Raw genomic sequence first — 2973 nt, forward strand, 5'->3', positions numbered from 1 at the left:
AAGAGTCTCTACACATTCCCAACGAGACGACCTTGATAGACAAGCTGAATTTTTACGGTCAAAATACCCAAACGCTGAAGTTATTTCAGAAGTTGGATCGGGACTCAATTTTAAACGGCGAAAGTTTCTCAAAATATTGGAACGAATATACAGCTCTGATATCTCGGCATTTGTCATTGCATACCCAGATAGAGCAGTCCGATTTGGATTTCCGTTACTTGAATGGTTGTGCCAAAAAAGTGGAGTTAAACTCTTGGTTCTCCATGAACGTAAATTATCCCCAGAGCAAGAACTCGTCGAAGATATCTTGTCCATCCTCCACTGTTTCTCTGCTAGGCTTTACGGACTCCGAAAATACCAAAAACAAGTCACGAAAGCGGTACAAGAAAAAACCTCGGAATCAGACGGTGAAGTTGACACCCAACAGTGTCTCAAAGATCAGGGTGTTTCCGTCTAAAGAACTTCATAAAGTTTGGAAAACTTGGCTCAACGCTTATCGGTGGGTTTATAACTGGTCAATAGCTACTATCAAGAATGGCTATCAAGGTAGTGCTTACGATTTACAGAAATTAGCAAGAAGTGCGGATAGACCAGAGTGGGTAAAGACATTACCAGGCCACCAACTACAAGAAGCCGTGGCAGATGGGTTCGATGCAGTTAAGCAGGCGAAAGCTAACGGAGGTTTTGCTAAGTTTAAGTCCTGTCGAGAGACAAGGCAGGTGATCAAGTTCAAAGCAGGAAACTTCAAGAAGGGTTTCTGGTACCCAACAAAAGTAAAAGGATTGTCTTTCCGCTCACCTCAAGACTTCCCTAGCGAATGTATCTACGGAACTCAATTAGTGTGGATCAAAGGAAAATGGTACGGGATTTTTCCTGAGTACATTGAGCCCACTCCTACTGAAGAGGAACGAGTAATAGCCTTAGACCCAGGTGTTAGGACATTCCTTACTGGTTTTGATGGCAGAAATTATATCGAAATAGGTAAGAGCGATATTGGTAGAATCCAAAGACTTTGTCAACAATTAGATCGGTTGATGAGTCGTATTGACTTAAGCTCTGCCAAACGTCAGAGACGTTCGCGAAGCGTGCGCCAAAGCGCAGGAATGAGGAAAGCCGCTCATCGTTTACGCCAAAAGATTCAAGACTTGATCAAGGACACCCACAACAAGTCGGCCTCCTTTCTCGTTAGTAACTACAAGCTGATCTTTTTACCAAGGTTTGAGACATCTTTGATGGTGGTAAAGTCAGCTAGGAAGTTGAACAAGAAGACAGCTCGCAATCTGCTCACCTGGAGTCATTACAAATTTCGTCAACATTTGATACAAATGGCAGATCGGCATGATGTAAGGGTGGTATTAGTTAATGAATCTTACACGAGCAAGACTTGTCCGGAGTGCGGTCATATTCACGAAAAATTAGGCGGTAATAGAAAATTCCAATGCCCAAAATGTGGTTTCTCATTACCACGGGATTGGAATGGCGCACGGAACATAATGATTCGTGCTTTGTCGGCAACAACCACCAGGTTTTCACCTGGTGCTATACAGGTCATTCCTGCTGATAAGTAGGTTTGCACAGGTTAAATGTTGCACATGCTGAACTAATCAAACTTCGTCAATATATTCTCGATACCCTACCCACCCTTACCCCTGCTCTCAACTCCCTATCATCCTCGCCCCTGACTTCTAGTCTTTGCAGTTCGTTTTTCCCCCACATCCCCACTACCGGCAAAGCCCTCAAAGCTGCTGAAGACCAGCTAGATAGTATCATCTGCGCTTATGTAGCAGCCTACTGGTGGTATTGGGGAACTGAATTTAATTGGGTATTAGGAGATGCAACAACTGGGTATATTATTACCCCCTGTCGAAACGGAAAAGACTGATCAACTCTCAAGGCACGCACTATGGCAAAATAGTAATCGTCGAGAAAAATCAACCATAACAATAAAGTAATCCCAGTGAGTCCTACTGCCCAAGCGCCCAAGACTACTCGCCGCCTAGTGTTTCCTTTCACTGCCATTGTCGGTCAGGAAGAAATGAAACTGGCATTGCTCCTAAATGTGATCGATCCCAAGATTGGGGGAGTAATGATCATGGGCGATCGCGGCACAGGCAAATCTACTACTATTCGTGCCTTAGCTGATTTATTACCAGAAATCGATGTAGTTGCTGAAGACCCTTTCAACAGTGACCCTCAGGAACCTGACTGGATGGGCAATGGTAATGGAGCAGCTGCATCTAGGACAACGGTCAAGAAAAAAGTTCCCATGGTAGATTTACCGTTAGGAGCAACCGAAGACCGGGTTTGTGGTACAATCGATATAGAAAAAGCCTTATCTGAAGGTGTCAAAGCTTTTGAACCAGGACTGTTGGCTAAAGCTAATCGAGGCATCCTCTATGTCGATGAGGTTAACCTGCTCGATGACCACCTAGTGGATGTACTCCTAGACTCCGCTGCTAGTGGTTGGAATACTGTAGAACGGGAAGGCATATCCATTCGCCACCCTGCTCGCTTTGTATTAGTAGGTTCTGGTAACCCAGAAGAAGGAGAATTACGACCCCAGTTACTAGACCGCTTTGGGATGCACGCGGAAATCCGTACAGTCAAAGAACCAGTGCTGCGAGTCAAAATTGTGGAAGAACGGGGAGAGTTTGACCAAAATCCTCACAAATATATTGAACAGCACCAAACTGAGCAAGAAGCGTTACAGAAACAGATAGTAATGGCTCAAGAGCGACTTGCTGAAGTAGAAATGGACTACGACTTTCGGGTGAATATTTCAGAAGTTTGCTCAGAACTGGATGTGGATGGACTCAGGGGTGATATTGTAACTAATCGTGCGGCTAAGGCTCTGGCTGCATTTGAAGGACGAACTGAAGTTACAGTGGATGATATCCGCCGGGTGATTACCTTATGTTTACGGCACCGCTTGCGTAAAGACCCCCTGGAGTCGATTGATTCAGGATATAAGGT

General features: G+C 44.7%; 4 protein-coding genes. All 4 read left to right on the plus strand.

Going from position 1 to position 2973, the window contains the following annotated elements:
- A partial coding sequence (locus F6K49_RS38830; protein ID WP_293105826.1) for an IS607 family transposase occupies window positions 1–457 on the plus strand: 457 nt, incomplete at its 5' end.
- Window positions 444–1568, plus strand: coding sequence for a transposase (locus F6K49_RS38835; protein WP_293105830.1), 1125 nt, complete (start codon window positions 444–446; stop codon window positions 1566–1568). The genes F6K49_RS38830 and F6K49_RS38835, both read left to right, overlap by 14 nt.
- A 2-nt stretch (window positions 1569–1570) precedes the next feature.
- Entirely contained in the window at window positions 1571–1882 is a 312-nt protein-coding gene (locus F6K49_RS38840) for a DUF429 domain-containing protein (protein ID WP_293105834.1), read from the plus strand.
- Between the two features lie 75 nt (window positions 1883–1957).
- A partial coding sequence (gene bchI, locus F6K49_RS38845) for a magnesium chelatase ATPase subunit I (protein WP_293105837.1) occupies window positions 1958–2973 on the plus strand: 1016 nt, incomplete at its 3' end.

This window comes from Moorena sp. SIO3I6 (assembly GCF_010672095.1).